The organism is Borreliella lanei (assembly GCF_014205895.1).
Lineage (GTDB): Bacteria > Spirochaetota > Spirochaetia > Borreliales > Borreliaceae > Borreliella > Borreliella lanei.
Map to the genome: position 1 here is coordinate 1 of NZ_JACHFC010000022.1, position 1231 is coordinate 1231.

The window sequence follows — 1231 nt, forward strand, 5'->3', positions numbered from 1 at the left end:
TCATTAAGATTGCGTAAATTAGAAATATCTTTATTATGATTATTTGAGTTTTGTTTTCTCAAAAAAGAAGATAAAATTCCGCTTCCTTTATCATTATTACTACTCTTAGTAAGAGCACTTAAAGAAGTTGTTGCGCTAGAGAGTGCATCTTGCAGTTGAACTAAAGATTCGTCTTTGTAAAACAAAAAATTGTGGTTTTCAATACGCTTTTCTATTTCAACGTATATTTTCTCAAATAAATAAATATCTAACAAAAAACTTTCTGTATAACACGGAACATATCTTTTTAATATAAAATCAAAGTTTTCATATATTATGAGACGACTTTTATGTATTTTAATGGCATCGAAAGAATTGACCTTATTATTGGTTTTTACTTTGTAAGTTATATGGTCAAAATCAATTCCTAAATCCCTAATAGATTCATAATCAAGATATTCAAATCCAATAGGTAGCTCTATATTAACCGGTTCTTCAAGATCTAATAGTTTATCTTTAGTTTTTACTAAAATATATCCAATTCCATGGAAACGGTAGCTTATAATACAATTAAGCAAAGCATTTTTAAGTTGCACCTTTAACCTAGCAAGTTCAAACTCACTAACATTGCGGTCAGCGCTCTCAAGAACAAGTCCGTTCTTGAGACAGTCTTCTGCTACATTTTCAATGTAATTTCTAAAAAATATTGAATATTTGTAAAGTTCTAATGAACTTATTTTGTCTATTAGTTTTGCTTTTCTTAAATCACACAACTTTTCAATTCTCTTTATTAAATTATATATATAATAGCAAAAACTAATATTTTTGTCAAAAAAATTTACAAAAATCTTTGATTGCCAAAATGAACACTTCTTTCCTTATATCCTAAAGATAATATCAAATATGCAGCGGATATTGCGTCAAGAGCATCATCATGGATTTTGTTATCCCCTTTATAAGCATAAATATCATTAAATACAGAAGAACTACTGTACTTTGTAATGTAAAGTTTTTTGTAAGTAAAAGGCGTAATTAAAGTTGTTATTCTACTAAATTTATTAGACTTTGGCTTAACTGGAGCAATTCTAAAATATTGACTCATATTGCTCCTAAGCCTCATATATTCACGAGTCAATCCACCAGAACCTTTTGTATCGTCTCTATCCTCTAAATACAGTGTATGTACATTGAAATTTTCTAAAACAGTCTTTACCATATTCATAATATAAGGGTCATTGGCTGGTCGTTGATC

2 protein-coding genes are annotated in these 1231 nt (G+C 28.3%); both read right to left on the minus strand.

All coding sequences use genetic code 11. The features are described from left to right. Nucleotides 1-752 (minus strand): anti-CBASS protein Acb1 family protein (locus HNQ06_RS05605; RefSeq protein WP_184108020.1); only part of this gene is annotated, 752 nt, incomplete at its 3' end. Nucleotides 753-817: 65 nt separating this feature from the next. Further along, a partial coding sequence (locus HNQ06_RS05610) for a phage terminase large subunit family protein (protein WP_484478984.1) occupies nt 818-1231 on the minus strand: 414 nt, incomplete at its 5' end.